Origin of the sequence: Streptomyces stelliscabiei, assembly GCF_014873495.1 — a bacterium.
Classification (GTDB): Bacteria; Actinomycetota; Actinomycetes; order Streptomycetales; family Streptomycetaceae; genus Streptomyces; species Streptomyces bottropensis.
Genome location: NZ_JADBGF010000001.1, coordinates 3,370,018 through 3,393,361, shown reverse-complemented (window position 1 = coordinate 3,393,361; position 23,344 = coordinate 3,370,018). Strand labels below are relative to the sequence as shown.

Annotated in this window: 22 protein-coding genes; 12 read left to right on the top strand and 10 right to left on the bottom strand. The window is 70.0% G+C overall.

Features of this window, described 5'->3' with window-relative positions; all coding sequences use genetic code 11:
• Nucleotides 1–20: 20 nt before the first annotated feature.
• From chvE to H4687_RS14815, 4 genes are all read right to left on the bottom strand, one after another.
• On the bottom strand, nucleotides 21–1,133 hold the full coding sequence (gene chvE, locus H4687_RS14830; protein ID WP_179860129.1) for a multiple monosaccharide ABC transporter substrate-binding protein: 1,113 nt from the start codon (nucleotides 1,131–1,133) through the stop codon (nucleotides 21–23).
• 136 nt (nucleotides 1,134–1,269) lie between these two features.
• The gene (locus H4687_RS14825) at nucleotides 1,270–2,238 is read right to left on the bottom strand and encodes a hypothetical protein (protein ID WP_005478839.1); all 969 of its coding nucleotides are present in this window, start codon (nucleotides 2,236–2,238) and stop codon (nucleotides 1,270–1,272) included.
• 122 nt (nucleotides 2,239–2,360) lie between these two features.
• Nucleotides 2,361–3,401, bottom strand: coding sequence for a zinc-dependent alcohol dehydrogenase (locus tag H4687_RS14820; protein ID WP_046914094.1), 1,041 nt, complete (start codon nucleotides 3,399–3,401; stop codon nucleotides 2,361–2,363).
• The gene (locus tag H4687_RS14815; RefSeq protein WP_005478828.1) at nucleotides 3,398–4,555 is read right to left on the bottom strand and encodes a mandelate racemase/muconate lactonizing enzyme family protein; all 1,158 of its coding nucleotides are present in this window, start codon (nucleotides 4,553–4,555) and stop codon (nucleotides 3,398–3,400) included. Before H4687_RS14815 ends, H4687_RS14820 begins: the two co-directional genes overlap by 4 nt.
• Before the next feature lie 257 nt (nucleotides 4,556–4,812).
• Here H4687_RS14815 and H4687_RS14810 point away from each other — a divergent pair, with 257 nt between their 5' ends.
• The 6 genes from H4687_RS14810 (at nucleotide 4,813) to yjfF (ending at nucleotide 12,088) form a co-directional block, all read left to right on the top strand.
• Nucleotides 4,813–5,664 carry an SCO2400 family protein gene (locus tag H4687_RS14810; protein WP_046914095.1) on the top strand — a complete coding sequence of 284 codons (852 nt, stop codon included), beginning with the start codon at nucleotides 4,813–4,815 and terminating at the stop codon, nucleotides 5,662–5,664.
• A 427-nt stretch (nucleotides 5,665–6,091) separates the two neighbouring features.
• Nucleotides 6,092–7,126 (top strand): LacI family DNA-binding transcriptional regulator, encoded by a 1,035-nt coding sequence (locus tag H4687_RS14805; RefSeq protein ID WP_046914106.1) that lies wholly within the window; start codon nucleotides 6,092–6,094, stop codon nucleotides 7,124–7,126.
• Between the two features lie 142 nt (nucleotides 7,127–7,268).
• Nucleotides 7,269–8,279 carry an ABC transporter substrate-binding protein gene (locus H4687_RS14800; protein WP_046914096.1) on the top strand — a complete coding sequence of 337 codons (1,011 nt, stop codon included), beginning with the start codon at nucleotides 7,269–7,271 and terminating at the stop codon, nucleotides 8,277–8,279.
• Between the two features lie 100 nt (nucleotides 8,280–8,379).
• Nucleotides 8,380–9,912 (top strand): sugar ABC transporter ATP-binding protein, encoded by a 1,533-nt coding sequence (locus H4687_RS14795; protein WP_037704431.1) that lies wholly within the window; start codon nucleotides 8,380–8,382, stop codon nucleotides 9,910–9,912.
• 11 nt (nucleotides 9,913–9,923) lie between these two features.
• Nucleotides 9,924–11,054, top strand: coding sequence for an ABC transporter permease (locus tag H4687_RS14790; protein WP_046914097.1), 1,131 nt, complete (start codon nucleotides 9,924–9,926; stop codon nucleotides 11,052–11,054).
• On the top strand, nucleotides 11,054–12,088 hold the full coding sequence (yjfF, locus tag H4687_RS14785) for a galactofuranose ABC transporter, permease protein YjfF (RefSeq protein WP_046914098.1): 1,035 nt from the start codon (nucleotides 11,054–11,056) through the stop codon (nucleotides 12,086–12,088). The genes H4687_RS14790 and yjfF overlap by 1 nt, the downstream gene beginning before the upstream one ends.
• Nucleotides 12,089–12,141: 53 nt before the next feature.
• On the opposite strand, the gene H4687_RS14780 is transcribed toward yjfF, so the two are convergent.
• Nucleotides 12,142–12,597: a GNAT family N-acetyltransferase gene (locus tag H4687_RS14780; protein ID WP_046914099.1), complete on the bottom strand. Its 456-nt coding sequence runs from the start codon at nucleotides 12,595–12,597 to the stop codon at nucleotides 12,142–12,144.
• A gap of 10 nt (nucleotides 12,598–12,607) precedes the next feature.
• The gene (locus H4687_RS14775; RefSeq protein WP_046914100.1) at nucleotides 12,608–13,054 is read right to left on the bottom strand and encodes a MarR family winged helix-turn-helix transcriptional regulator; all 447 of its coding nucleotides are present in this window, start codon (nucleotides 13,052–13,054) and stop codon (nucleotides 12,608–12,610) included.
• Nucleotides 13,055–13,180: 126 nt separating this feature from the next.
• On the opposite strand from H4687_RS14775, the gene H4687_RS14770 reads away from it, so the two are divergent.
• The gene (locus H4687_RS14770) at nucleotides 13,181–14,203 is read left to right on the top strand and encodes an NADP-dependent oxidoreductase (RefSeq protein WP_046914101.1); all 1,023 of its coding nucleotides are present in this window, start codon (nucleotides 13,181–13,183) and stop codon (nucleotides 14,201–14,203) included.
• Nucleotides 14,204–14,315: 112 nt separating this feature from the next.
• Here the strand turns inward: H4687_RS14770 and H4687_RS14765 are convergent, their stop codons facing one another.
• Nucleotides 14,316–15,500 (bottom strand): serine hydrolase domain-containing protein, encoded by a 1,185-nt coding sequence (locus H4687_RS14765; protein WP_046914102.1) that lies wholly within the window; start codon nucleotides 15,498–15,500, stop codon nucleotides 14,316–14,318.
• 225 nt (nucleotides 15,501–15,725) lie between these two features.
• On the opposite strand from H4687_RS14765, the gene H4687_RS14760 reads away from it, so the two are divergent.
• Together H4687_RS14760 and H4687_RS14755 are read left to right on the top strand one after the other, a co-directional pair.
• Nucleotides 15,726–16,781, top strand: a complete 1,056-nt coding sequence (locus H4687_RS14760) for a protein kinase family protein (protein WP_225966697.1) — start codon at nucleotides 15,726–15,728, stop codon at nucleotides 16,779–16,781.
• An 87-nt stretch (nucleotides 16,782–16,868) separates the two neighbouring features.
• A complete protein-coding gene (locus H4687_RS14755; protein ID WP_046914104.1) occupies nucleotides 16,869–17,447 on the top strand; it encodes a TetR/AcrR family transcriptional regulator in 579 nt (192 codons plus the stop codon).
• Between the two features lie 50 nt (nucleotides 17,448–17,497).
• On the opposite strand, the gene H4687_RS14750 is transcribed toward H4687_RS14755, so the two are convergent.
• A complete protein-coding gene (locus tag H4687_RS14750; protein ID WP_107082318.1) occupies nucleotides 17,498–17,764 on the bottom strand; it encodes a toxin-antitoxin system HicB family antitoxin in 267 nt (88 codons plus the stop codon).
• On the opposite strand from H4687_RS14750, the gene H4687_RS14745 reads away from it, so the two are divergent.
• The 3 genes from H4687_RS14745 to H4687_RS14735 are packed head-to-tail and all read left to right on the top strand — an operon-like array spanning nucleotide 17,763 to nucleotide 21,164.
• Nucleotides 17,763–19,115, top strand: coding sequence for an RNA-guided endonuclease InsQ/TnpB family protein (locus tag H4687_RS14745; RefSeq protein ID WP_225966696.1), 1,353 nt, complete (start codon nucleotides 17,763–17,765; stop codon nucleotides 19,113–19,115). The two genes, H4687_RS14750 and H4687_RS14745, sit on opposite strands and share 2 nt — an antisense overlap.
• Nucleotides 19,116–19,138: 23 nt before the next feature.
• Entirely contained in the window at nucleotides 19,139–20,335 is a 1,197-nt protein-coding gene (locus H4687_RS14740) for a GDSL-type esterase/lipase family protein (protein ID WP_097250283.1), read from the top strand.
• A 10-nt stretch (nucleotides 20,336–20,345) separates the two neighbouring features.
• Nucleotides 20,346–21,164, top strand: coding sequence for an EI24 domain-containing protein (locus tag H4687_RS14735; protein ID WP_050398270.1), 819 nt, complete (start codon nucleotides 20,346–20,348; stop codon nucleotides 21,162–21,164).
• A 46-nt stretch (nucleotides 21,165–21,210) separates the two neighbouring features.
• Here H4687_RS14735 and H4687_RS14730 read toward each other — a convergent pair whose 3' ends face one another.
• Both H4687_RS14730 and H4687_RS14725 read right to left on the bottom strand, forming a co-directional pair.
• The gene (locus H4687_RS14730; protein ID WP_046916936.1) at nucleotides 21,211–22,548 is read right to left on the bottom strand and encodes a pyroglutamyl peptidase; all 1,338 of its coding nucleotides are present in this window, start codon (nucleotides 22,546–22,548) and stop codon (nucleotides 21,211–21,213) included.
• Nucleotides 22,549–22,727: 179 nt separating this feature from the next.
• Nucleotides 22,728–23,309, bottom strand: coding sequence for a TetR/AcrR family transcriptional regulator (locus H4687_RS14725; RefSeq protein WP_046916937.1), 582 nt, complete (start codon nucleotides 23,307–23,309; stop codon nucleotides 22,728–22,730).
• Nucleotides 23,310–23,344: the final 35 nt, after the last annotated feature.

Genomic DNA, 23,344 nt, shown 5'->3' with positions numbered 1-23,344 from the left:
CGGTCGGGGAAGCCGTCGTACTACTTGAGGTCGCTCTCCTTGATGTAGCCGGAGTCGACGACGGTCTCCTTGTAGTTCGACTTGTCGACGCTGACCGGCTCCAGCAGGTAGGCGGGGACGACCTTCGAGCCGTTGTCGTAGGTCTTGGTGTCGTTGACCTCGGGCTTCTTGTCGTTCAGCAGCGCGTCGACCATGTTCGAGGCGACCTTGGCCAGCTCACGGGTGTCCTTGTAGACGGTCATCGACTGGTCGCCCGCGATGATCGACTTCACCGAGGCGACCTCGGCGTCCTGGCCGGTGACGATCGGCAGCGGCTTGCTCTTGGAGCCGTAGTCGTCCGACTTCAGCGCGGACAGGATGCCGATGGAGATGCCGTCGTACGGGGAGAGGACGGCGTCCACCGGGTCGCTCTTGTACGCCGAGGTCAGGATGTCGTCCATGCGCTTCTGGGCGGTGCCGCCGTCCCAGCGAAGGGTGGTGACCTGGTTCAGCTGGGTCTGGCCGGACTTGACGACGAGCTGCTTCTTGTCGATGTAGGGCTGCAGGACGTTCATGGCGCCCTGGAAGAAGTAGCGGGTGTTGTTGTCGTCGTTGGAGCCGGCGAACAGCTCGATGTTGAAGGGGCCCTTCTTGGAGCCGTCCTTCAGGCCGAGCTTCTCCAGGATGTAGTTGCCCTGGAGCTCGCCGACCTTCTCGTTGTCGAAGGACGCGTAGTAGTCGACGTTCTTCGTGCCGAGGATCAGGCGGTCGTAGGAGATGACCGGGATGTCGGCGTCGGCGGCCTGCTGGAGCACGTTGTTCATCGACTTGTTGTCGATGGCGGCGACGATGAGGGCCTTCACACCCTGCGTGATCAGGTTCTCGATCTGGCCGACCTGCTGGTCCGGGTCGTCCTCGCCGTAGACCAGCTTGGTCTTGTAGCCCATCTTCTCGAGGTTGGTCACGACGTTCTTGCCGTCGGCGATCCAGCGCTCGGAGGACTTGGTCGGCATCGCGATGCCGATGGTGGCGCCCTCGGTGCTGCCGCCCTTGTCCTCGCTGCCACCCTCACCGCTCTGACCACAGGCGGTCAGGGTGAGGGCGAGGGAGGCGGTGGAGGCTATGGCGGCGAGTGCGGCTCGGCGAGTGCGCATGATCATCATCCTTGATGTCTTGAAGGCTCTGTACGTTCTGGCGTGGACGGCACTTCATGAGCCGAAAGGAGCCAGAGGAGATGTGGGGGATTCTGTGTGACTGCGTCTTCTTCTGTGAAGCCAGTTGTCCGCTTCGTTATGAGGGATTTCCGAACCGCTTCAGATCTCCGGGCAAACGGGTACCGAGCGGAGCCATGTCGCCGTCCGCTCCGTGGCGCGCCAGAAGGTCCAGGGCCAGTCGGCCGCGCCGTACGCGTTCCTTGGCCGTGGACAGGGTGAGGTCCCGCATGTGGTGCCCGTAGGGGTAGATCCCGGGGGCCTTCGACAGGCCGAACTTCAGGTAGATCGGTGCGCCGCGCCGGATCAGCTCGGCGACCTCGTACATCCTCACATAGCCGCCGAGGTCGTCGGGCGCCTCGATGTACATGTCCATGGGAGCGCCGGACACCCGCCGGATCTCGGTGAGGTGATCGAGCGTCAGATCGCTCGGCACGTTGATCGAGTCGCCGCCGAGGTTCTCGTACACGGCGTACGCGGTCGGGTTCACCGGTCCGATCAGCGCCGACACCTTGAAGGTCGTGTCGGCCGGGATGATCCCCTCCACCCGCGCCCGGTGCAGCGTCCACAGCACGCCCTCGTCGGCGACGAGGAGGCACTTCACGCCCAGCTCGGTCGCGCGCACGGCGTCCTCGACGCACCCGGCCACCGCGTCGTGGCCGCGGGCCCGCAGACCGCCGCCCTTGGAGTCGGTACGGGTGGAGCCGCCGATGTCCCAGGTGCCACGCGGGCCGGTGAACAGGCAGAGCTCGATGTCGCGCTCGGCCGTCGCCTCCACCATCTCGGTGATCTCGGCGTCGGTGAGCATCCACACGCCGCTGCCCTGGCTGATCCGGTGGATCGGCACGTCGAGCCGCGAGGCTTCCTTGAGGACCACGCCGAGTGCCTCGGGGCCCTCGACGGAGGGCACCTCGGTGCGCCAGCGGCCGCCGCCGGGGAAGGAGTGCGGGGAGGCGTCGGAAGGGTCGAGGGCGGGTGCGTTCAGCCCGAGCGCGGCGAGGGCCTGCTCGCCGGGTCGGCGCGGCGCCGGAGCGGTGGTGTCGGTCACAAGCTGTCCTTCATGTTCGATATTTCGGACAAGGTTCGCGGCTCTTGGTGCACAAAGCTCTTGGGTGTGCGCCGGTGCGAAGTCGTCAGGTACCCCGCACCGGCGCACGGCTCAGGGGTGTGTCATGGCCGCAGCAGGACCTTTCCGACGGTCGGGTCGCCGGACCCCACCAGCTCGATGGCCTGCGGGAACTGCTCCAGCGGCAGCTCGTGCGTGACGAGCGGCAGCGGGTCCAGCAGCCCGGCCCCGAAGACCCGCACGGTGTGGGCCCAGGCGTCCGGCGCCGCACCGAACACCGTGTGCACCTCCAGCTGCCGTACGACGAGATCGGTCGGGTCGAGCCCGTCCGCGCCCGCCGCCGGGATGCCGGTCAGTACCAGCCGCCCGCCGCGCCGCAGCAGGGCGGCGGCGGTGCGCGCCGCGTCCGCGGACCCGGCGGTCTCGATGACGACGTCGAAGTCGCCCGGCAGTTCCTGGTCCTTGGTACGGAAGTCCGTGGCCCCGAACCGCTTCGACAGCTCCGCCCGGTCCGGCCGGGTGCCCACGACGAGCAGCTCGGCCGGGGACGCCGCCTTCAGGAACTGAACGGCGAACATGCCGAGCGTTCCCGTGCCGACCACGGCCACCCGCTCGCCAGGGACGGCGTTCGCCTTGAGCGCGGCGGCCGCGATGCACGCGGCCGGCTCCAGCAGCGCCGCCGCCGACAGGTCCGCGTCGTCCGGGAGGACGTGCAGCAGGCGGGCGGGGAGGGTGAGGGTCGTGGCCATCGCGCCGGGCTGGGTGAACCCGGTCTCCTCGTACCCCGCCGAGCACAGCGTGGTCTCGCCCGCGTGACAGCGGTCGCACACCTGGCAGTTCCGGAAGCCCTCGCCAACGACCTTACGGCCTACAAGACTTGAAGGAACACCGTCACCGACCGCCGTGACCGTCCCGGACCACTCGTGGCCCGGTGTGAGGGGGTAACGGACGTACCCCTCCGGCCTGTTGCCCTGGAAGACCTCGCGGTCGCTGCCGCAGATCCCGGAGGCGTGCACCCGGACCAGGGCCTCGCCGGCCGCCGGCTGCCGGGGCTCGTGCGGCACCAGCCGGTGCTCGCCCGGTGCCTCGATGACGACGGCGGTGGCCGGTGAACCGGCGTCGGCCGCGTCGGGCGAGGCGGTCACTGGCTGCCCTTGGGCTTGCGCTGCTCCCAGCCCTCGGCCCAGAGGTCGAAGCGGGCCTGCTGCTGCGGGAACTCCGCCGCCGCGTCCACGTCCAGCTCGACGCCGAGGCCGGGCTTGTCGGACAGGTGGAAGTAGCCGTCCACGACCTCCGGGGCCCCCGAGACGACCTTCTTGATCTCCGCGTCCGCGAAGTCGTTGAAGTGCTCAAGGATCTTGAAGTTCGGGGCGGTGAAGCCCACCTGCAGCGAGGCCGCCGTCAGCACCGGACCGCCCACGTTGTGCGGCGCGACCAGCGTGTAGTGGGTCTCGGCGGTGGCGGCCAGCTTGCGGGTCTCCCAGATGCCGCCGATGTGGCCGACGTCGGGCTGGATGATGTCCACGGCCTGGCTCTCGAAGAGCTCCCGGAACTCGATCCGGTCGTGGATGCGCTCACCCGTGGCCACCGGGATGTCGACCTTGGCGGCGACCTTCTCCAGCGCCTTCAGGTTCTCCGGCGGGCACGGCTCCTCCAGCCACGCGGGCTTGAAGGGCGCCAGGTCCTTGGCGAGACGGACGGCGGTGGAGGGCGAGAACCGGCCGTGCATCTCCAGCATCAGCTCGGCGTCCGGGCCGATGGCGTCGCGCACGGCCTCGATCAGCGAGACGGCGTACAGGCTCTGCTCGTGGTCCAGCTCGAAGTGGCCGGTCCCGAAGGGGTCGATCTTGAGCGCCTTGTAGCCGCGCTCCATGACGCCCTGCGCCGCCTTGTGGTAAGCCTCCGGTGTGCGCTCGGTGGTGTACCAGCCGTTGGCGTACGCCTTGACCTTGTCGGTGACCTTGCCGCCCAGCAGCTGCCAGACGGGCACGCCGAGGGCCTTGCCCTTGATGTCCCAGCAGGCCATCTCGATGACGGCGATGCCCGACATCACGATCTCGCCGGCCCGGCCGTAGTCGCCGTACTTCATCCGCTTGACGAGGTCCTCGACAGCGAACGGGTCCGACCCGAGAATGTGATTGGTCTGTGCCTCGTGCAGATAGCCGAGCAGCGCGTCGGTGTGGCCCAGCATGCGGGTCTCGCCGACGCCGGTGAGCCCCTCGTCGGTGTGCACCTGTACGTAGGTCAGGTTCCGCCACGGCGTCCCGACCACGTGCGTGCTGATTCCCGTGATGCGCACGGTACTCCCTGTCCTTTGTGGTCTGTTCGAAATTTCGTCGCTCGTTCGAAATGCTGATCGCGACAGTAAGGACGACCCGGTCTGAGTGTCAATGGGTCGAACGCACAACGGTTCCGGGTCGAGGGGGCCGAAGGCGCGGACAGCGGGCAAATAGGGCCGATCATCTCGCCGCGACACCCCGGTCCACGAGGTTCCTACACAACTTTCACGGGCCCACCCGGGAACGTCACCGGTGCGGAACATAATCTTCCGGCGTCATGGATTACTGCCACCCGTGCCAACGGCACCTCAATGGCGCCCTCTCCTGCTCGGGGTGCGGCGCGTCGGCCGAAGAGTGCCGCACCCATCCGGACGCCCTGTCCGCCGGGGACGACACGACCGCGGACCCGCACGAGAGTCCTTTCGGGCACGCCGAAGCCGCCCCCGTGAGTCCGGGCGGACGCCGCGCCCGGGGCCGCGGTCGCGGTGCGCGTGCCGCGCGGCAGGCCCCGGACGTGGACGGACACGCCGGCGCGTCCGAGCAGGTCACCGAGGGTGACGACCCGGAGGCCGACGGGCCTCCCGGCCGGTCCCGGGGGCGTGGCCGCGGGCGGGACGCGCGAGCCGGACGGCGGGACCGCAAGGCCGCCGCGCACCGGCGCCGACGTCGGCGGGTGCTGATGGTCGGGGCCGGTCTGCTGCTCGCCGCCGGCGGACTGAGCCTCGCTGAACTAGGCATGGAGGCGCCGCCGAAGGAGCCGCGCGCGGCCTCCGTCGACGACGTCTCCGACGCCTCCCCGTCGGCCTCGGCGGACGGCGCCGAGGAGGCCGGCGAGGGTCCGGTCGGGCCGGCCGACACCGAGAAGGGCAGGAAGAAGCCGGACAAGTCGCCCTCTCCGTCCGCCTCCGAGTCGGGAAAATCCAAGGACGAGGACGCCGATGAGGACGACGACAAGCCTGCGGACCGCTCGGCGTCCAACGCGACGGTGAGCCCCGCCCCTCCGGCCGGAAATCCGACCCCGGACCCCGAGGACGCCGACGACCCGACCGCCGAACCGACCGCGGACGAAACCGCCCCGCAACCCAGTCCCTCGGCGACGTGCAAGCAGTTCCTGTGGTGGTGCTCGTAGGGAGAACGTGCAGGTCAGAGCCCCCGGGTTGGAGTCCGTGCCCGGGGGCTCCGGCATGCCCCGGCCGCCCTCTCCGAGGGCCCCGCGGACGGTCGCGTTACGCAACCGTAACGACTTCCCTGACGCAGCCCTCTTGACCGGCATGAATTGTTAGCGCTCACAATGACCTCCGCATTCACCAGTCGACGCCCCAGGGCATCCGAGGAGGTACGAGCGTCTTGCCGGCACCGTCCCAACTCGCATTACCCGCGGCTGACCTGGGGTTTTCCGGGACCCCGGCGTGAAGCCGACGGCGCGGAACCATCCGCCCGCCGCACAGGGCCCGTCCGTGGCGCGGGAACCGTCGCCACCACAGGACTTACCCGCAGCACCGAACCACCCGCAGCACAGGACCCCGTCCACCGTCGACCGCCGAGGAGGTGTGGCCGTGACTTACTCGCAGCTCCGGCCGCCCACCATGGCCGACGTGGCACGTCAGGCCGGTGTCTCCCACCAGACCGTCTCGCGCGTCCTGGGGGACCACCCCAACGTGCGGGACGAGACCCGGACCAGGGTGCAGCGCGCGATCGAGGAGATGGGCTACCGTCGCAACTCCTCCGCACGGGCCCTGGTGACCCGGCGCACCCAGACGCTGGGCGTGGTCGCCTCCAACACCACGCTCTACGGGCCGGCCAGCACGCTGTTCGCGCTGGAGGAGGCGGCCCTGGCCGAGGGGTACCTCGTCTCGACGGTCAGTCTGCGCGAACTGACCGTGGAGACACTCTCCGAGGCGGTCGACCGCCTCAGCGACGGCGGCGTGGACGGAGTGATCGCTCTCGCCCCGCAGCGGTCGGCGGTCGCGGCCCTCGCCGAACTACGGCTCCCCTCCCCGGTGGTGGCCGTGGGCACCGGCTCGGGCTCGGAGGTCCCCAGCGTCAACGTGGACCAGGAACTGGGCGCGCGGCTGGCCACCGGCCATCTGCTCGCCGCGGGGCACCGCAAGGTCTGGCACCTCGCCGGACCCGAGGACTGGCAGGAGGCGGCGGACCGGACCGCCGGCTGGCGGGCCACCCTCGAAGAGGCGGGCATCGAACCGCCGCAGCCGTTGCGCGGGGACTGGAGCCCGCTGTCGGGCTACCGGGCGGGCCAGGAACTGGCCGGCTGGGTGGGCCGGGGGCTGACCGCGGTCTTCGTCGCCAACGACCAGATGGCGCTGGGGGTGTTGCGCGCGCTGCGGGAGGCGGGCGTACGCACGCCGCAGGACGTGGCGGTGGTCGGCTTCGACGACATCCCGGAGTCGGAGTTCTTCGCCCCACCGCTCACCACCGTCCGGCAGGACTTCGCGACGGTGGGCCAGCGGAGCATCGCCCTGCTGCTCGACCTGATCGAGGGGCGGCCCCCCGCCGGACCGTCCTCCATCGCCATCGAACCCCAACTCGTCGTCCGCGCCAGCACCTTCCCGTACCTGCCCCCGCCGGGCTGACGCGGCATCGAACGACCGAACGCTTTTCATCCCTCAGTGTGGCCGACATTTCGAACAATGATCGACAGGTTGGACGCAGTGCGGCCGGTCCACCACGAGTACCAACGGTCCGTTCCCGGACCGGCTCTTCAAAGGAGAAGACATGCTCAACAGACGTAACTTCCTCACCGCGGCGGTCGGAGTGGCGGCTGCGACGGGCCTCGCGGCCTGCGCCAAGGAGGACAGCTCCTCCGGTGGCTCCGGCTCCGGCGGTGGCGACAGCAAGAAGATCACCCTCGGCTTCTCCCAGGTCGGCTCGGAGAGCGGCTGGCGCAGCGCCAACACCGACTCGGTGAAGTCGGCGGCCAAGGAGGCGGGTTACAACCTCAAGTTCTCCGACGCGCAGCAGAAGCAGGAGAACCAGATCTCCGCGATCCGCAGCTACATCACCCAGGGCGTGGACGTCATCGCCTTCTCCCCGGTGGTCGTCACCGGCTGGGACGCGGTGCTGAAGGAGGCCAAGGCCAAGAAGATCCCGGTCGTCCTGACCGACCGCTCCGTCGAGACCTCCGACGAGTCGCTGTTCGTCACCCTGGTCGGCTCCGACTTCACCGACGAGGGCCGCCGCGCCGCCAAGATCCTGGAGAAGGTCCTGGAGAAGGCCGGCCACAAGGGCAACGTGAAGATCGCCCAGCTGGAGGGCACCACCGGTGCCGCCCCCGCGATCGAGCGCGCCAAGGGCTTCAAGGAGGTCATGGACGCCGAGCACAAGGACGACTGGAAGATCGTCGTCAGCCAGACCGGCGACTTCACCCGCGCCGGCGGCAAGCAGGTCATGGCGGCCTTCCTGCAGTCCAACCCGGACATCGACGTGCTGTTCGCGCACAACGACGACATGGGTATCGGTGCCATCCAGGCCATCGAGGCGGCCGGCAAGAAGCCCGGCAAGGACATCCTGATCGTCACGGTCGACGGCGTGAAGGACGGCTTCATCGCGATGTCCGAGGGCAAGATCAACGCCATCGTGGAGTGCAACCCGCTGCTCGGCCCCCAGCTGATGGAGGTCGTGGAGAAGGTCAAGAACGGCGAGAAGGTCGAGCGCTGGATCAAGACCAAGGAGAGCGACTTCATGCAGGACCAGGCCAAGGACGCCCTTCCCACCCGCAAGTACTGACCCACCCCACCGGCAGGGAGTCCCCGTCGGACCGGCCCCCCGGTCCCGGGGCTCCCTGCGGGCCTGGACGACTTCGATGAATTCCATGAGGAGCGCTGCCATGGCAGAGCCGCTGCCCGTCCTGGAGATGACGGGCATTGTCAAAGAGTTTCCGGGGGTACGGGCTCTGTCGGGCGTCGACTTCCGGCTCTTCCCCGGCGAGATACACGCTCTGATGGGCGAGAACGGCGCCGGCAAGTCCACCCTGATCAAGGTGCTCACCGGGGTCTACACCCTGGACGGCGGAACGATCACCCTCGACGGCGAGTCCGTGCGGTTCGCCAGCCCGCTGCAGGCGCAGCAGGCCGGGATCAACACGGTCTACCAGGAGGTCAACCTCTGCCCCAACCTGTCGGTGGCGGAGAACATCTTCATCGGCCGCGAACCCACCCGCTACGGCCGCATCCAGTGGAAGCGGCTGCGCCAGGAGGCCGCGGAGCTGGTCGACCGGCTCGGCCTCGACATCGACGTGACGGCCCCGCTGTCCTCGTACCCGCTGGCCGTGCAGCAGCTGGTCGCGATCGTACGGTCGGTGGGCACCGGCGGTGAGGAGGGCAAGGGCACCAAGGTCCTCGTCCTCGACGAGCCGACGTCCAGCCTCGACCGCGACGAGGTCCTCGAACTCTTCCGCCTGATGCGGCGGTTGAAGGACGACGGCGTGGCGATCCTCTTCGTCTCGCACTTCCTCGACCAGATCTACGAGATCTGCGACCGCATGACCGTCCTGCGCAACGGCACTCTCGTCGGCGAGCACATGGTCAGCGAACTCGACCAGGTCGGCCTCATCCAGCTGATGATCGGCAAGGACCTGGACCAGCTGGAGGAACTGCACGAGCAGCAGCTGCACGCCGACGTCGGCGAGACCCTGCTGCACGCCGAGGGACTCGGCCGCACGGGCGGGATCGCCCCCTTCGACCTGGACATCAAGAAGGGCGAGGTCGTGGGCCTCGCCGGACTGCTCGGCTCCGGCCGCACCGAACTCGCCCGGCTGCTCTTCGGCGCCGACCAGCCCGACAGCGGCAAGGTCACCGTGGGCGGCAAGCAGGTCCCGATGCACGCCCCGAACGACGCCATCGGCGCCGGGGTCGCGTTCTGCTCGGAGAACCGCAAGGCCGAGGGCCTGGTCCCCGATCTGACGGTCCGGGAGAACATCATCCTGGCTCTCCAGGCGTCCCGCGGCTGGACCCGGCCCATCCCGGCCGCCCAGCGCGACGAACTGGTCGCCAAGTACATCAAGGCCCTCGACATCCGGCCCGCCAACCCCGAGGCCCGCGTCGGCCAGCTCAGCGGCGGCAACCAGCAGAAGGTGCTGCTCGCCCGCTGGCTGATCACCCAGCCGAAGCTGCTGATCCTCGACGAGCCCACCCGCGGCATCGACGTCGGCGCCAAGGCCGAGATCCAGAAGCTCGTGGTGTCCCTCTCCGAGGACGGCATGTCCGTGCTCTACATCGCGGCCGAGCTGGAGGAGGTCCTGCGCCTCAGCCACACCATCGGCGTGCTGCGCGACCGCAAGCTGGTGGCGAAGCTCACCAACGGGCCGGAGATCACCACCAGTCGGATCCTGGAGACCATCGCGAGCGGAGAACACCAGTGAGCACCCCACCCGTGGCGACGACGGCCACGACCGGCACGGCGGCCCGCTGGCGGGCGCTGACGCACCACCACCTCTTCTGGCCGGTCGCGGTCCTGGTGGCCCTGCTGCTCGTCAACGTCCCCTTCACGCCCGACTTCTTCGCGATCAAGATGACCGGCGGGCACCTCTACGGCAGCCTCGTCTCGATCGTGCTGTTCGGCTCGCCCCTGATCCTGGTGGCGGTCGGCATGACCCTGGTCATCGCCACCGGCGGCATCGACCTCTCCGTGGGCGCGGTCGTCGCCATCACCGGCGCGCTGACCTGCTCGTACATCAGCGACCAGGCCGACCAGAACGCGCTGTCGGGGGTCTTCCTGGCCATGGGCATCGGCCTGGTGGCGGCCGTGGTCTGCGGCCTGTGGAACGGCTTCCTGGTGGCCCGGATGGGCATCCAGCCCATCATCGCGACCCTCATCATCATGGTCGCCGGCCGGGGCGTCGCCCAGCTGATCACCGACGGCCAGATCATCACCATCAACAGCGAGCCGTACAAGCTGATCGGCGGCGGCTACTGGCTGACGCTGCCCTTCTCGATCTTCGTCGTCGCGGCGGTCGTCGCCATCACGGTGGCCCTGACCCGCAGGACTGCCCTCGGCCTCCTCGTCGAGTCGGTCGGCGGCAACGCCGAGGCCAGCCGTCTGGTCGGCATCCGCTCCATGCGCATCAAGATCATGGTCTACGTCTTCTGCGCCCTGTGCGCGGGCATCGCGGGCCTGATGATCAGCTCCAACACCTCGGCCGCGGACGGCAACAACGCCGGCCTGTGGATCGAGCTGGACGCGATCCTCGCCGTGGTGATCGGCGGCACCTCGCTGCTGGGCGGCCGGTTCTCCATCGGCGGCACGGTCGTCGGCGCCCTGGTCATCCAGACCCTCACCACGACGATCTACACGATCGGCGTGCCCACCCAGACCAACCTGGTCTTCAAGGCCGCCGTCGTCATCGTCGTCTGCCTGCTCCAGTCCCCGAAGTTCCGCGCGAAGGTCTTCGGCGCCCGGTTCGGCTCCAAGCCCGGCGCGACCGGCGGCGGCACGCCGCCCGCGGCCCCGGCGAAGACCGCCGCCGCGCCCGCCGACGCGGCCCCGAAGATGGAGGTGTCGTGATGACCGCGACCACCAAGACCCCGCCGTCCCAGGACAGCCTCGCGGCAGCCGCGTCCCCGTCCAAGGTCTCGGCGCTCCTCGCCGACCGGCGCCTGCCCGTCCTGGTGACCGCCGTGCTCTTCCTCGCGATGTACATCACGGGCCTGGGCCGCTACCAGAACTACGGCTTCGGTGAACCGCAGGTCTTCCTCAACCTCTTCATCGACAACGGCTACCTGCTGGTGGCCGCCGTCGGTGCGACCTTCGTGATCCTCTCCGGCGGCATCGACCTGTCCGTCGGCTCGGTCATCGGCTTCACCACGATGTTCACGGCCTGGCTGGTGGAACGCCAGGGCCTGCCGATCCTGGCGGTCATTCCCCTGGCCCTGGCCGTGGGCGCCCTGGGCGGCTTCCTGATGGGCTACGTGATCCAGAACTACGAGATCCAGCCCTTCATCGTGACCCTGGCCGGCCTCTTCCTCTTCCGGGGCCTGTGTCTGGTCATCAGCAAGGAGTCCATCGCCATCGACGACTCGACGGTGAGCAGCCTGGCCCAGGCGCAGGCACAACTGGGCGTGGGCTTCCTCTCCGTCGGCGCGATCGTCGCGCTGGTGGTCCTGGCCGCGGCGTTCTACGTCCTCCACTACAGCCGCTTCGGCCGGCGGGTGTACGCCATCGGCGGCAACGAGCAGTCCGCGATGCTGATGGGCCTCCCGCAGGGCGGCACCAAGATCGCCGTCTACACGGTGTCCGGCTTCTGCTCGGCCCTGGCGGGCCTGCTGTTCACCCTCTACATCCAGTCCGGTGACCCCCTGCACGCCACCGGCATGGAACTCGACGCGATCGCCGCGGTCGTCATCGGCGGCACGCTGCTCACGGGCGGCTCCGGCTACGTCGTCGGCACCCTGTTCGGCGTCCTCGTCCTGGGCCTGATCAAGAGCATCATCCAGTTCGAGGGCACCCTCAGCTCCTGGTGGACGAAGATCGCCACGGGTGTGCTGCTGTGCGCGTTCATCCTGATCCAGCGGGCGATGACGGCACGCAAGAAAGCCTGAGTGTTCCTGAGCAGGAGGGGACGCACGCCCGGAAAGGGCGTGCGTCCCCTCTCTCATTTCTCCCGGTCCGCGGACCCGGCGACGGCCCTCATCACCCGGTACATGCCTATCGAACCGTGCGTGGCGGTGTCGGCGAAGCCGAACTTCTCGTAGAGGAAGCGGGCGGGGCCGTCCGCGATGAGGGAGACGTACGCCGTGGCGGGCGCCCGGCGCTCCAGCTCCTCGGTGAGCGCGGCCATGATGCGCCTGCCGAGGCCGCGGCCCTGGTGGGCGGGGTGCACGCAGATGTCGACGATCTGGAACGCCGTACCGCCGTCCCCGATGACCCGCCCCATGCCGATGGGCTGCCCCGCGTGGCGGAGCAGCACCCCGTGCCAGGTGTGCGGCAGCGCGAGCGCGACCGCCTCGGGGGCCTTGTCCGACAGGCCGGCATCGGTGCGCAGTCGGCGGTAGACCTCGACGGAGGGCACGCCGACGCTCACTTCGTAAGGGTCATCAGGGTTTGGCATGCATTACATGCTATCCCTGGACGCCCCCCACCATCCGCCGCAGCAGATCCCGCAGCACCTCCCGCTCGCCCGAGCTGAGTCCCGCCAGCGGCTCCCGGGCGAAGTCCAGGGAGTCCCGCAGGCTGCCGGCCACCCGGCGCCCCTCGGCCGTGGCCGCCGCCAGCTTCACGCGGCGGTCGCCGGGGTCGGGGCGGCGCTCCACCAGGCCCCGGGCCTCCAGCCGGTCCACGATGCCGGTCACGTTCGACGGTTCGCAGCGGAGTTTCTGGGCGAGGCGGCGCATGGGCAGCGGTTCCAGGGAGAGGAGGCCGAGGAGGCGGGCCTGGGCGCCGGTGAGCGTGTGTTCGGCGGCGGCGTCCTCGTACTCCTCGTGGTAGCGGGCCACCACCGTCCCGATGAGTTCGACGACCTCCATGGTCAAGGGGTCGATGCGGGGGGTCGTCTTCTGCGTGGGCATGGGGTCGAGGCTACCTCTTTACTTGACAACATGAAATATTAAAGCGCATGGTTGTTTCAGGCACTGAAGTAACCGTGCGGTATGCACCACCGCTCGCACCACGCACCCGCAGGAAGGCACACCCCCATGGCCGACACCCCCGCCCTCCCCGCCACCAGCCGCGAATGGCACCTGCTGAGCCGCCCCGTCGGCTGGCCCAAGGACGAGGACTTCGCCCTGGTCGAGGCGGAGATCCGGCAGCCCGGCGCGGGTGAGGTCCTCGTACGGAACAAGTACCTCTCCGTGGACCCGTACATGCGTGGCCGCATGAGCGACGCGAAGTCGTACGTCGCCCCGTTCGAGCTGGGCAAGGTCATGCAGGGCGGTGCGGTCGGCGAGGTCGTCGCCTCGGCGGCGGACGGCATCGCCGTCGGCGACCACGTGCTGCACTTCGGCGGCTGGCGCGAGTACGCCACCTTCGACGCCAAGCAGGCCGTGAAGGTCGACCCGGACGCCGCGCCGCTCTCCACCTACCTCGGCGTCCTCGGCATGACCGGCCTCACCGCCTACGCGGGCCTGCTGCGGGTCGGCGCCTTCAAGGAGGGCGACGCCGTGTTCGTCTCCGGCGCCGCCGGTGCCGTCGGCAGCCAGGTCGGCCAGATCGCCAAGCTGAAGGGCGCCTCGCGGGTCATCGGCTCCGCCGGCTCCGACGAGAAGGTCAAGCTGCTGGTGGAGGAGTACGGCTTCGACGCCGCCTTCAACTACAAGAACGGCCCCGTGTGGGAGCAGCTCAAGGAGGCGGCCCCCGACGGCATCGACGTCTACTTCGACAACGTGGGCGGCGAGCACCTGGAGGCCGCGATCGGCGCGCTCAACCTGCGGGGCCGGGCCGTGATCTGCGGCATGATCTCCCAGTACAACTCGACCGAGGTGACCCCCGGTCCGCGCAACATGGTCAAGATCCTGCAGAACCGCCTCCGCGTCGAGGGCGTCCTCGTCGGCGACCACTACGACTTCCAGTCCCAGTTCGTCCAGGAGGTCGGCCCCTGGGTCGCCTCCGGCGCCCTCAAGTACCGCGAGACCGTCGTCGAGGGCATCGAGAACAACCTGGAGGCCTTCCTCGGCGTCCTGCGCGGCGACAACACCGGCAAGATGATCGTCAAGCTCTGATCCCCACCCCGTGACGGACGCCCGCTCACGTTCGTTGCACATGACGGAGTCCGCACCCCTGGACGTGGGGTGCGGACTCCGTCGTGTGTGGACTCCGTGGTGCGCGGGTGTCTCAGGGCGCCGACGCCAGCGCCGCCGTGTGCACGGCCCGGACGAATCCCGTGTTCTCCGGCGCCGCCCCGCCGGGGAAGGCCATCCGGCGGCGGGTGTAGCCGTAGGCGAGGCCGCTGCGGGGGTCGGCGAAGGCCTGGGAGCCGCCGGCGCCGCTGTGGCCGAAGGTGCCGGCACCGAGGAACGGGTAGAGGTTCTCGGCGGTCGCCTGGAAACCGAGGCAGAACGCCTTGGGGGCGCGGGCCACCAGGTCGTGGCCGACGGAGTGGATCTGGCCGAACTCGCCGACGGTGTCCGGCTTCAGCAGCGGCGGCCGGCCGTCCACCGTGCTGATGGCCGCCGCGTACATCCCGGCGAGCCCGCGCGCCGAGGCGACACCGCCCGCCGACGACTGCCCCTTCGCGCGCACGACACGGGCGTTGGGGAAGTCCGTCAGCTCTCCCGGCTCCGGCACCTGGGAGTTGAACGCTATCGACGCCAGCGTGTGCGGCCCGCTCGGCACTGCGTCCCGCTCGGCCTGCTGCGCGGGCGTCGGCGTCATCGGCAGCACGCTGCGGAAACGGTGCTCGTGCTCCTCGGGCAGCCCCAGGAAGAAGTCGAGCCCGTACGGGGCGCGCACCCGCTCCTCGTACACCTCCTGCAATGTGCGGCCCGTCGCCCGCCGTACGACCTCTCCCGTGAGCGCGCCTATGACGAGCGCGTGGTAGCCGAAGGCCGCGCCGGGGCGCCAGAACGGGCGCTGGACGGCCAGGCGTTCGGCGACGAGACGGTCGTCCGCCAGCTCCTCCAGGGTGAACCCGGCGTCGGTGCCGAGGAGCCCCGCACGGTGTGCCAGCAGCTCCCGCAGGGTCAGCGCGCCCTTGCCCTCGGCCGCGAACTCCGGCCAGTAGTGGGCGACTTCGCGGTCCAGCTCCAGCACGCCGTCCTGGACGAGCAGCGCGACGACGAGATGCGCGGCGCCCTTGGTGGAGGAGAACACGCCGTGCAGCGTGTCGCCGCCCCTCTCCACCTCCGCCTCGGGACCCGCCCACAGGTCCACGACCCGTCTCCCGTGTACATAGGCGACCAACTGCCCCTCGTAGTCGGCCCGTTCACCGGCGACGAACACGGCGAACTCCTCACGCACCGCCTCGAAGCCGTCGGCGACACCGCCGTGCACGACAGCGGTCCGGGTCCCCTCGGTCATGCGCGCTCCAGTTCCTCGACTCCGGCTGTACCCACACGGTCAGCAACGCCGGTGCCACCCGCGGGAGTTCCCCTTCGGGCGGCGCGAGTGCCCGGAGGCCGTAGGTGGTCTACCTGTTCGACTCCCGGCCGACAAGCGGGCGCAGGCGGCACGACCGCCCCGATCACGCTTCTCCGGCCACGGAACCCGGTGAGGTGCTACGCATCGGGGATGAACTCTCCCGGCATGTCACGCGGCGCGCGTCTGACCGCCCACCACGCGGCCTCGACCACCCTCGCCCTGCACAGTGATCGGTCCCTCAGCCGACTCCTCGACACCGCCACCCCGTTCGGCTCCGGCATCGGCGGCACGTCGGCACTGCTGGACGTCGACGGAACACCGGTCTTCGTGAAACGGGTGCCCCTCACGGACCTTGAGCGACGACCGGAGCACGTCCACTCCACGGCGAACCTCTTCGGCCTCCCGTCCTTCTGCCAGTACGGCGTCGGTGCCGTCGGCAGCCCCGGCTTCGGCGCCTGGCGGGAACTCGCCGTTCACACGATGACGACGAACTGGGCGCTCGCGGGGGAGTACGACGGCTTCCCGCTCATGCACCACTGGCGGGTGCTGCCGGACTCCCCGCCTCTGCCCGGGGAACTGGCCGACATCGAACGGGCCGTCGCCCACTGGGGCGGCGGCCCGGGCGTGCGCGAGCGCATCGAGGCGCGCGGCAAGTCCTCGGCGAGCGTCACACTGTTCCTGGAGTACATCCCGCGCACCCTCCACGACTGGCTGGCCGAACAGACCAAGGCCGACGCGGGAGTCGTCGACCGCGCCTGCGCCCTGGTGGAACGCGAACTGGCCGCCGGTATCGCGTTCATGAACAGCCGCGGCCTGCTCCACTTCGACGCCCACTTCCAGAACATCCTGACCGACGGCCATCGCCTCTACTTCACCGACTACGGCCTCGCGCTCTCCTCCCGCTTCGACCTCGCCCCGCAGGAGTGTGCCTTTCTCGACCGCCATCGCGGCTACGACCGCTGCTACACCCTGAGCCACCTGGTGAACTGGCTGCTCAAAGACCTCTACGACCACGATCGTGAGGAACGGGAGGTTCGGATCCGCGCGTATGCCCAGGGGGAGCGTCCCACCGGCATCCCGGACGCGGCTGCGGCGGTGATCACCCGCTATGCCCCGCTCGCCAGGGTGACGGCGGACTTCTTCCGGCGTTTCGAGGACGAGACCCGGCGCACTCCTTACCCCGAGGAGGAGCTTCTCCGGTGCCTGAGCGCTCTTGCCTAAAGATGGATGCCTCTTGCCTAAAACTTTTAGGCAATTGCATACTCGTCAAGTAGATCTCGTCGCCGAACGATGGAACGAAGGACGGTCATGGCACGCGCAGGGCTCACCCCGGAGCGGCTCGCCCAGGTGGGGGCGGAGTTGGCCGATGAGATCGGCTTCGGGGAGGTGACTGTCTCCGAACTCGCCCGGCGGTTCGACGTGAAGGTCGCCAGCCTGTACTCGCATGTGCGCAACTCCCAGGACCTCAGGACCCGGATCGCCCTGCTCGCCCTGGCGGAGATGGCCGACCAGGGTGCCACCGCGCTCGCCGGGCGGGCCGGGAAGGACGCGCTGGCGGCGCTGGGGAACGTGTACCGTGACTACGCCCGCGCACACCCCGGCCGCTACGCGGCGGCCCAGCTGAGACTGGACCCGGAGGCCGCCGCGGCCGGTGCGGGCGGCAGGCACGCGCAGATGACGCGGGCGATCCTGCGCGGCTACGACCTCACCGAACCGGACCAGACCCACGCCGTCCGGCTCCTCGGCAGCGTCTTCCACGGGTACGTCAGCCTGGAGTCGGCCGGCGGCTTCAGCCACAGCGCCCCGGACTCGCAGGAGAGTTGGGACCGCATCCTCGACGCCCTCGACGCCCTGCTGCGCAACTGGCCCGTTCCGCCGCCCGATTGATCCGCGAGTCGGCTCCACCAGCAGTCTCGCCGGGTAGGGTGCCCGGTCCTTCAGGGCCGGGGTGAATGCCCGTCCCCGCGTAGCGGGGCAGGAGCAGCCGGGTCGCCTCCGGGGCGATCCGGCGTATCGGAGGACTCGACCGCCTGGCGCAGGTACCACAGCATCTGTCCATGGGCGGAGCGTCCGTCACGCTCGGCGGCAGCCTTGACGGCTGCGTGCAGGTCGTCGGGAAGGCGGAGATTGAAGTTCACCATGCACCCAGAGTAGACCCGGAACGGGTTTGATATGCACCCAATGTGCACCCATAATGGGTGCATGAGCCGTTTCCGGATGTACCCGACGCCCGCGCAGGAAGAGCAGATGCTCTTGCACTGCGCGCACGCCCGGTACGTCTGGAACCTCGCCGTCGAACAGCACTCACACTGGCGCAAGGGCCGCAAGGCGGCCCCGTCGTTCGCCGAGCAGTGCCGCCAGCTCACCGAAGCCCGCGCCGCGTCCCAGTGGCTCCGCGCCGGAAACCAGACCGTCCAGGCCCAGGCCCTCAAGGACTTCGCCAAGGCCAAGAGCGCCCGCTTCACCTCGGGGTTCGGTGAGCCGACCTGGCGCAAGAAGTTCCGGCACCAGGGCTTCCGCGTCATCGGCGACGACCGCGTTCCGGAGTTCAACGACGACGGCACCGTGAAGCTCAACGCGAAGACCGGCAGGCAGGTCCTGGGCCGCTCGGTCGTGGTGCAGAAGCTGAACCGTAGGTGGGCGCAGGTGAAGATGCCCGGCTGCGGCTGGGTCCGCTTCCGTCTCAGCGCCAAGGGCAAAGGCGCCCGACTCCCGTCCGCGAAGACGTTCCGCGTCACCCTCAAGAACGGGCAGTGGCACATCGCCTTCGCGGTCGTCCCCGACCCGATCGACGCGCCCGGTACAGGTGAGGCCATCGGCATCGACCGGGGCGTCACCGTCACCGCAGCACTGTCCGACGGGCGCACCCTCAGCTGCCCCCAGCTCACCACCCGCGAACGGGCACAGATCCGCAAGCACCAGCGCCGCGCCGCACGCGCGAAGCAGGGCAGCCCCGAGAAGACGGCCGAGTACGCCAAGGCGGCCCGGCTCAAAGCGCGCGAAGCCGACCGTCGCAAGGACTGGTGCGAGAAGACCTCGACCATGCTCGCCCGCACCTACGACCTTGTGCGGTTCGAGAAGCTGAACATCAAGAACATGACCCGCTCGGCCAAGGGCACCGTGGAACAGCCCGGCAGGAACGTGGCGCAGAAGTCCGGCCTGAACCGGGCGACCCTCGCCCGGGGCTGGGGACTGCTCCGGCAGCGCACCGAGCACAAAGCCCCTGGCCGGGTCGAGGATGTACCCGCCCCCTACACGAGTCTGCGGTGCAGCGCCTGCGGATGGATCGACAAGAACTCGCGCAAGAGCCAAGCCGAGTTCGAGTGCTCCTCCTGCGGCTTCACCTGCAACGCGGACACCAACGCGAGTATCAACGTCGCGGCAGGACAGGGCGGGATCCCCCGCCCCCGGCGAACAGCCGGTGCCGGAGGGACGACACCCCGCAAGGGATCGAGCGTCCGTGAACCTCAACTCAAACGGGTTGGAATCTCCTCTTTTCAAGAGGGGGAGGATGTCAACGATCGTCAGGTCAGGTCACGCCTACCCGCCCCGTGAACCCCTCGAAAACCGAGAACCCTATGAACCCCCGCTGGATCACCACCCCCCTCACCGCCGACCTCCTGCGCGGCGCCCTGGAGTTGGAGCGCACCGAGCGCGGTGTGCTGCCCCACCGGCTGCCGGCCCGGGCCCGCGCCCAGTGCACCGATCCGCAGCTGGCCGTCGTCGAGTCCCAGCCCTCCGGCGTACGCCTGGTCTTCCGCACCCGCGCCACCGCCGTCGAACTGGACGCCCTGCGCACCAAGCGCGCCTACGTGGGCGCCCCGCCGCGCCCGGACGGCCTGTACGACCTCCTCGTCGACGGCCGGCTGACCGCCCGCGCGAGCGTGCCCGACGGCAACACCGTCACCCTCGACATGACCACCGGGCAGTCCGAGCACCGCTCCGGCCCACCCGGCACGGTGACTTTCACCGGCCTCCCCGCCGGCCCCAAGACGGTCGAGATCTGGCTCCCGCACAACGAGACCACCGAACTCCTCGCCCTGCGCACCGACGCCCCCGTCGAGCCCGACCCGGACCGGGGCCGCCGGGTCTGGCTGCACCACGGCAGCTCCATCAGCCACGGCTCCGACGCCGCCGGCCCCACCGAGATCTGGCCCGCCCGCGCCGCCTCCCTCGCCGGCGTCGACCTCATCAACCTGGGCCTCGGCGGCAGCGCCCTGCTCGACCCCTTCACCGCCCGCGCCATCCGGGACACCCCCGCCGACCTGATCAGCGTCAAGATCGGCATCAACCTCGTGAACCACGACGTGATGCGGCTGCGCGCCTTCGCCCCCGCCGTCCACGGCTTCCTGGACACGATCCGCGACGGCCACCCCACCACGCCCCTCCTCGTCGTCTCCCCGATCCTCTGCCCCATCCACGAGGACACCCCCGGCCCCAGCGCCCCCGACTTCACCGACCTCGCCGAAGGGCGGCTCCGCTTCCGCGCCATGGGCGACCCGGACGATCTCACCCCGGGCAAACTCACCCTCCGGGTCATCCGCGAGGAACTCGCGGCGATCGTCGCCCAGCGCTCGGCCGAGGACCCCGCCCTCCACCAGCTCGACGGCCTCAGCCTCTACGGCGAGTCCGACGCCGCGACCCTCCCGCTCCCGGACGACCTGCACCCGGACGCCGAGACCCACCGCCTCATCGGCGAACGCTTCGCGAAGCTGGCCTTCGAGCCGGAGGGAGCCTTCGCGCCCACTGCGGACCCCCCGCACCCCGCTGGGTAAAATTTGCCCCATGCGTGATTTCGGGGTGGGTTTCCAGTACCTCGTGCAGGGCCAACGCTGGGTGGCCAGGCACGGCAAGCAGTACGGCTTCGGCCTGATCCCAGGCCTGATCACACTCGTCCTCTACCTCGGCGCCCTGGTCGCGCTCGGCGTCTGGGGCCCGGACTTCGTCACCTGGGCTACCCCCTTCGCGGACGACTGGTCCAGCCCCTGGGCCGGTCTGTTCCGCGGCCTGCTCACCGCCGTGCTGTTCGCCCTCGCCCTGGCCCTCGCGGTCATCACCTTCACCGCCATGACCCTCCTCATCGGCCAGCCGTTCTACGAGAACCTCTCGGAGAAGGTCGACCGGGACGTCTCCCCGGACGGCACCGCCCCGGAGTCCGGCCTGCCCCTGTGGCGGGAGTTGTGGATCTCGGGCCGGGACAGCCTCCGTATCGTCGTACGGGCGCTGCTGTGGGCCCTCCTGCTGTTCGGCCTCGGCTTCGTCCCGTTCGTCGGCCAGACGGTCGTCCCGGTGGTCGGCTTCATGGTGACCGGCTTCTTCCTCACCGAGGAACTGACCGCCGTCGCCCTCCAGCGCCGCCGCGTCGAACTCCGCGCCCGCCTCACCCTCCTGCGCTCCCGCAAGACCATGATCTGGGGCTTCGGCACCCCGCTGGGCCTCGCCTTCCTGGTGCCGTTCGTCGCCGTCTTCCTGATGCCGGGCGCGGTCGCGGGCGCCACCCTCATGGCCCGCGACCTGCTGGGCGAGGAGACGACCGGCGAGGACGAACGCAACCGGGTCCCGCAGCAGAACGGCATGTTCCGCAAGCCCGAGGTCGGCGCCTGAACGAGACCCACGCGGCCGCCGTGTCCCCCTCGCCCGGCCGGAGGCCTCAGCCTCGCGTACTCCCCGTCGTACCGGGATCCGTCGTACCGGAACCCCTCGCGCCGGACCCCGCCGCACCGGCGTCCACCGCGACCGTCACGATCGATCGCACCTGGGCGATGATGTCCAGCCGGTTCCGCACGAACTCCGGATCGGTCACCGCCCCGGTCGCCGGGTCGGTGTTGCCGGCGCCGAACTGCAGGACGGGCGTGTGCACATGCCCGCCGGGCAGCCGGGGGCCGAGCCCCAGCCGGTCGCGCAGGAGCGTCGCCCGGTAGGCGATCTCGTTGGAGAGGTAGTCGCCGCCGCCCCCGGCCCGCGCGGTCGAGCCCGGCGTCGGCCCGTCCGGCCGTACGACCGCGGCCGTGCCGCCCGCGGGGATCTCGGTCACGCTCGTGTTGTCGTACACCGGGAAGCGGCCCGTGTCCGCGGCGACGATGTCCGCGTACGGCAGGGTCGTGGTCGTCCACTGGGGCTGGGTGGCGGGGTCGGTCACCGGGACGGTTCCGGTGCGGCCGATGTTGTCGTTGTCGGCGAAGCCGCCGCGCCAGGCCCCGTTGGTCCGCTCGATGTCGAAACGGCCCACCCGGCCCTGGCTGACGGTCGCGAAGAGGTCCACGCGGGGCAACGACCCCCGCAGGGTCCGCTCGACCGTGCCGTCCGCGAAGTCCTCCCAGCGGACCGGGAAGACGGCGGTCTCGATGCGCGCCGGCCCGTCGGCGGTCCGGATCACCGTGCCGTCGAGAGCGAGCGCCGTGGCGCCGGACGGGTTGGAGATCCGCACGTCCCGGTCCAGTGTGAACGGGTCGAAGCCGGTGACGAGGATCCGCTTCGTCCCCTTGGCACCTCCGGGGTACCGGATGGAGTCCTGGCCGCGTGACGCCCGCTCCAACGCGCCCAGCAGCACGGCTCTCTGCGGTTCCGTCAGCCCGAACTTCGGCTTCCAGCCGCGCACTTCCCGCGTCATCCCCAACCGCGCCCAGTACAGCGGCCGGTCGTCGTCCCGGCTCAGATCGCCGCCCGCCGGCCCGCGCCCCTGCGCCCGGTCCACGGCCCGCGTCCACAACCGCGCACCCTGCCGTTCCACGATGCGCTCGGCCTGGGCGTACGACCGCGCGCCGGCCAGGGCCCGCCCGAACTCCGGTGCCACGGCGTCGAATCCGGACCGCCGCAGGATCTCCTGGGGTACGGCCCGGTCGAGCCGTTGCTCCTCGACGGTGAGGGCCGCCGAGGCGGAGGCGGAGGCGGCGGAGGTGGGGGCGCAGAGGCCGGCGAGCAGGGCCGCCAGGGCGATCGTCGCTCCGCGTGCCCGTCGGGAAGTCAGGGGAGATATCAGTGGGGACATCAAGGGAGTCGAGGTCCTTCCGTCGCTGTCGTGCCGTGGGGGTGTCGCTCCGGACGGCGGCAGTATCGCGTGACGGAAGGGGCGTACGCCATGCGGCCGCGGCGCGACAGCCGGTCGTAGGCGGTGAACGGCCGGTCTCGCGCGGTGAACGGCCGTTCGTACGCGGTGAACGGCCGGTCTCAGCCCGTGTCCTCGCCCAGCAGCGTCAGGAAGTCCCGGAAGGCCCCCGGCATGTCCACGGACCCCGGATCCAGCAGCCACTGGTACTGCAGGCCGTCCATCACGGCCACCAGCAGCGGCGCCACGCGCTCGGGTGTCAGCCCGCTCGGCAGCCGGTCGCCGTACTCGTCGCGCAGCACCTCCACCATGCTGGCGCGCACCCGGTCGTAGCGCCCGGTGAAGTACTCGCGTGCCGGATGCCCCTCCGTGACGCTCTCGCCGAGCAGCGCCGAGAAGGTCTGGATGATGGCGGGCCGCATCGCGTTGTACTCCACGAGCGAGGCCAGCAGATCGAGCCGCCACGCGGTGTTCGGCACCGCGTCCCACTGGTCGCGTTCGTGGAGCACCGCGACCAGCAGCGCCTCCTTCGTCGGGAAGTGGTGCAGCAGCCCCTGCTGGGTGAGCCCGACCCGCTCGGCGACGGCCGCCAGGCTCGCCCCCCGGTAACCGCGCTCGGCGATCACCTCCAGGGCGGCCCGGACGATCTCCGCTCGCCGCTCCACACTCCTGGCCCTGCCGTTCATGGCGCCACCGTACGACATCCCCCGGGCCTGAAAGTAACGTAAAGGTAACGAAA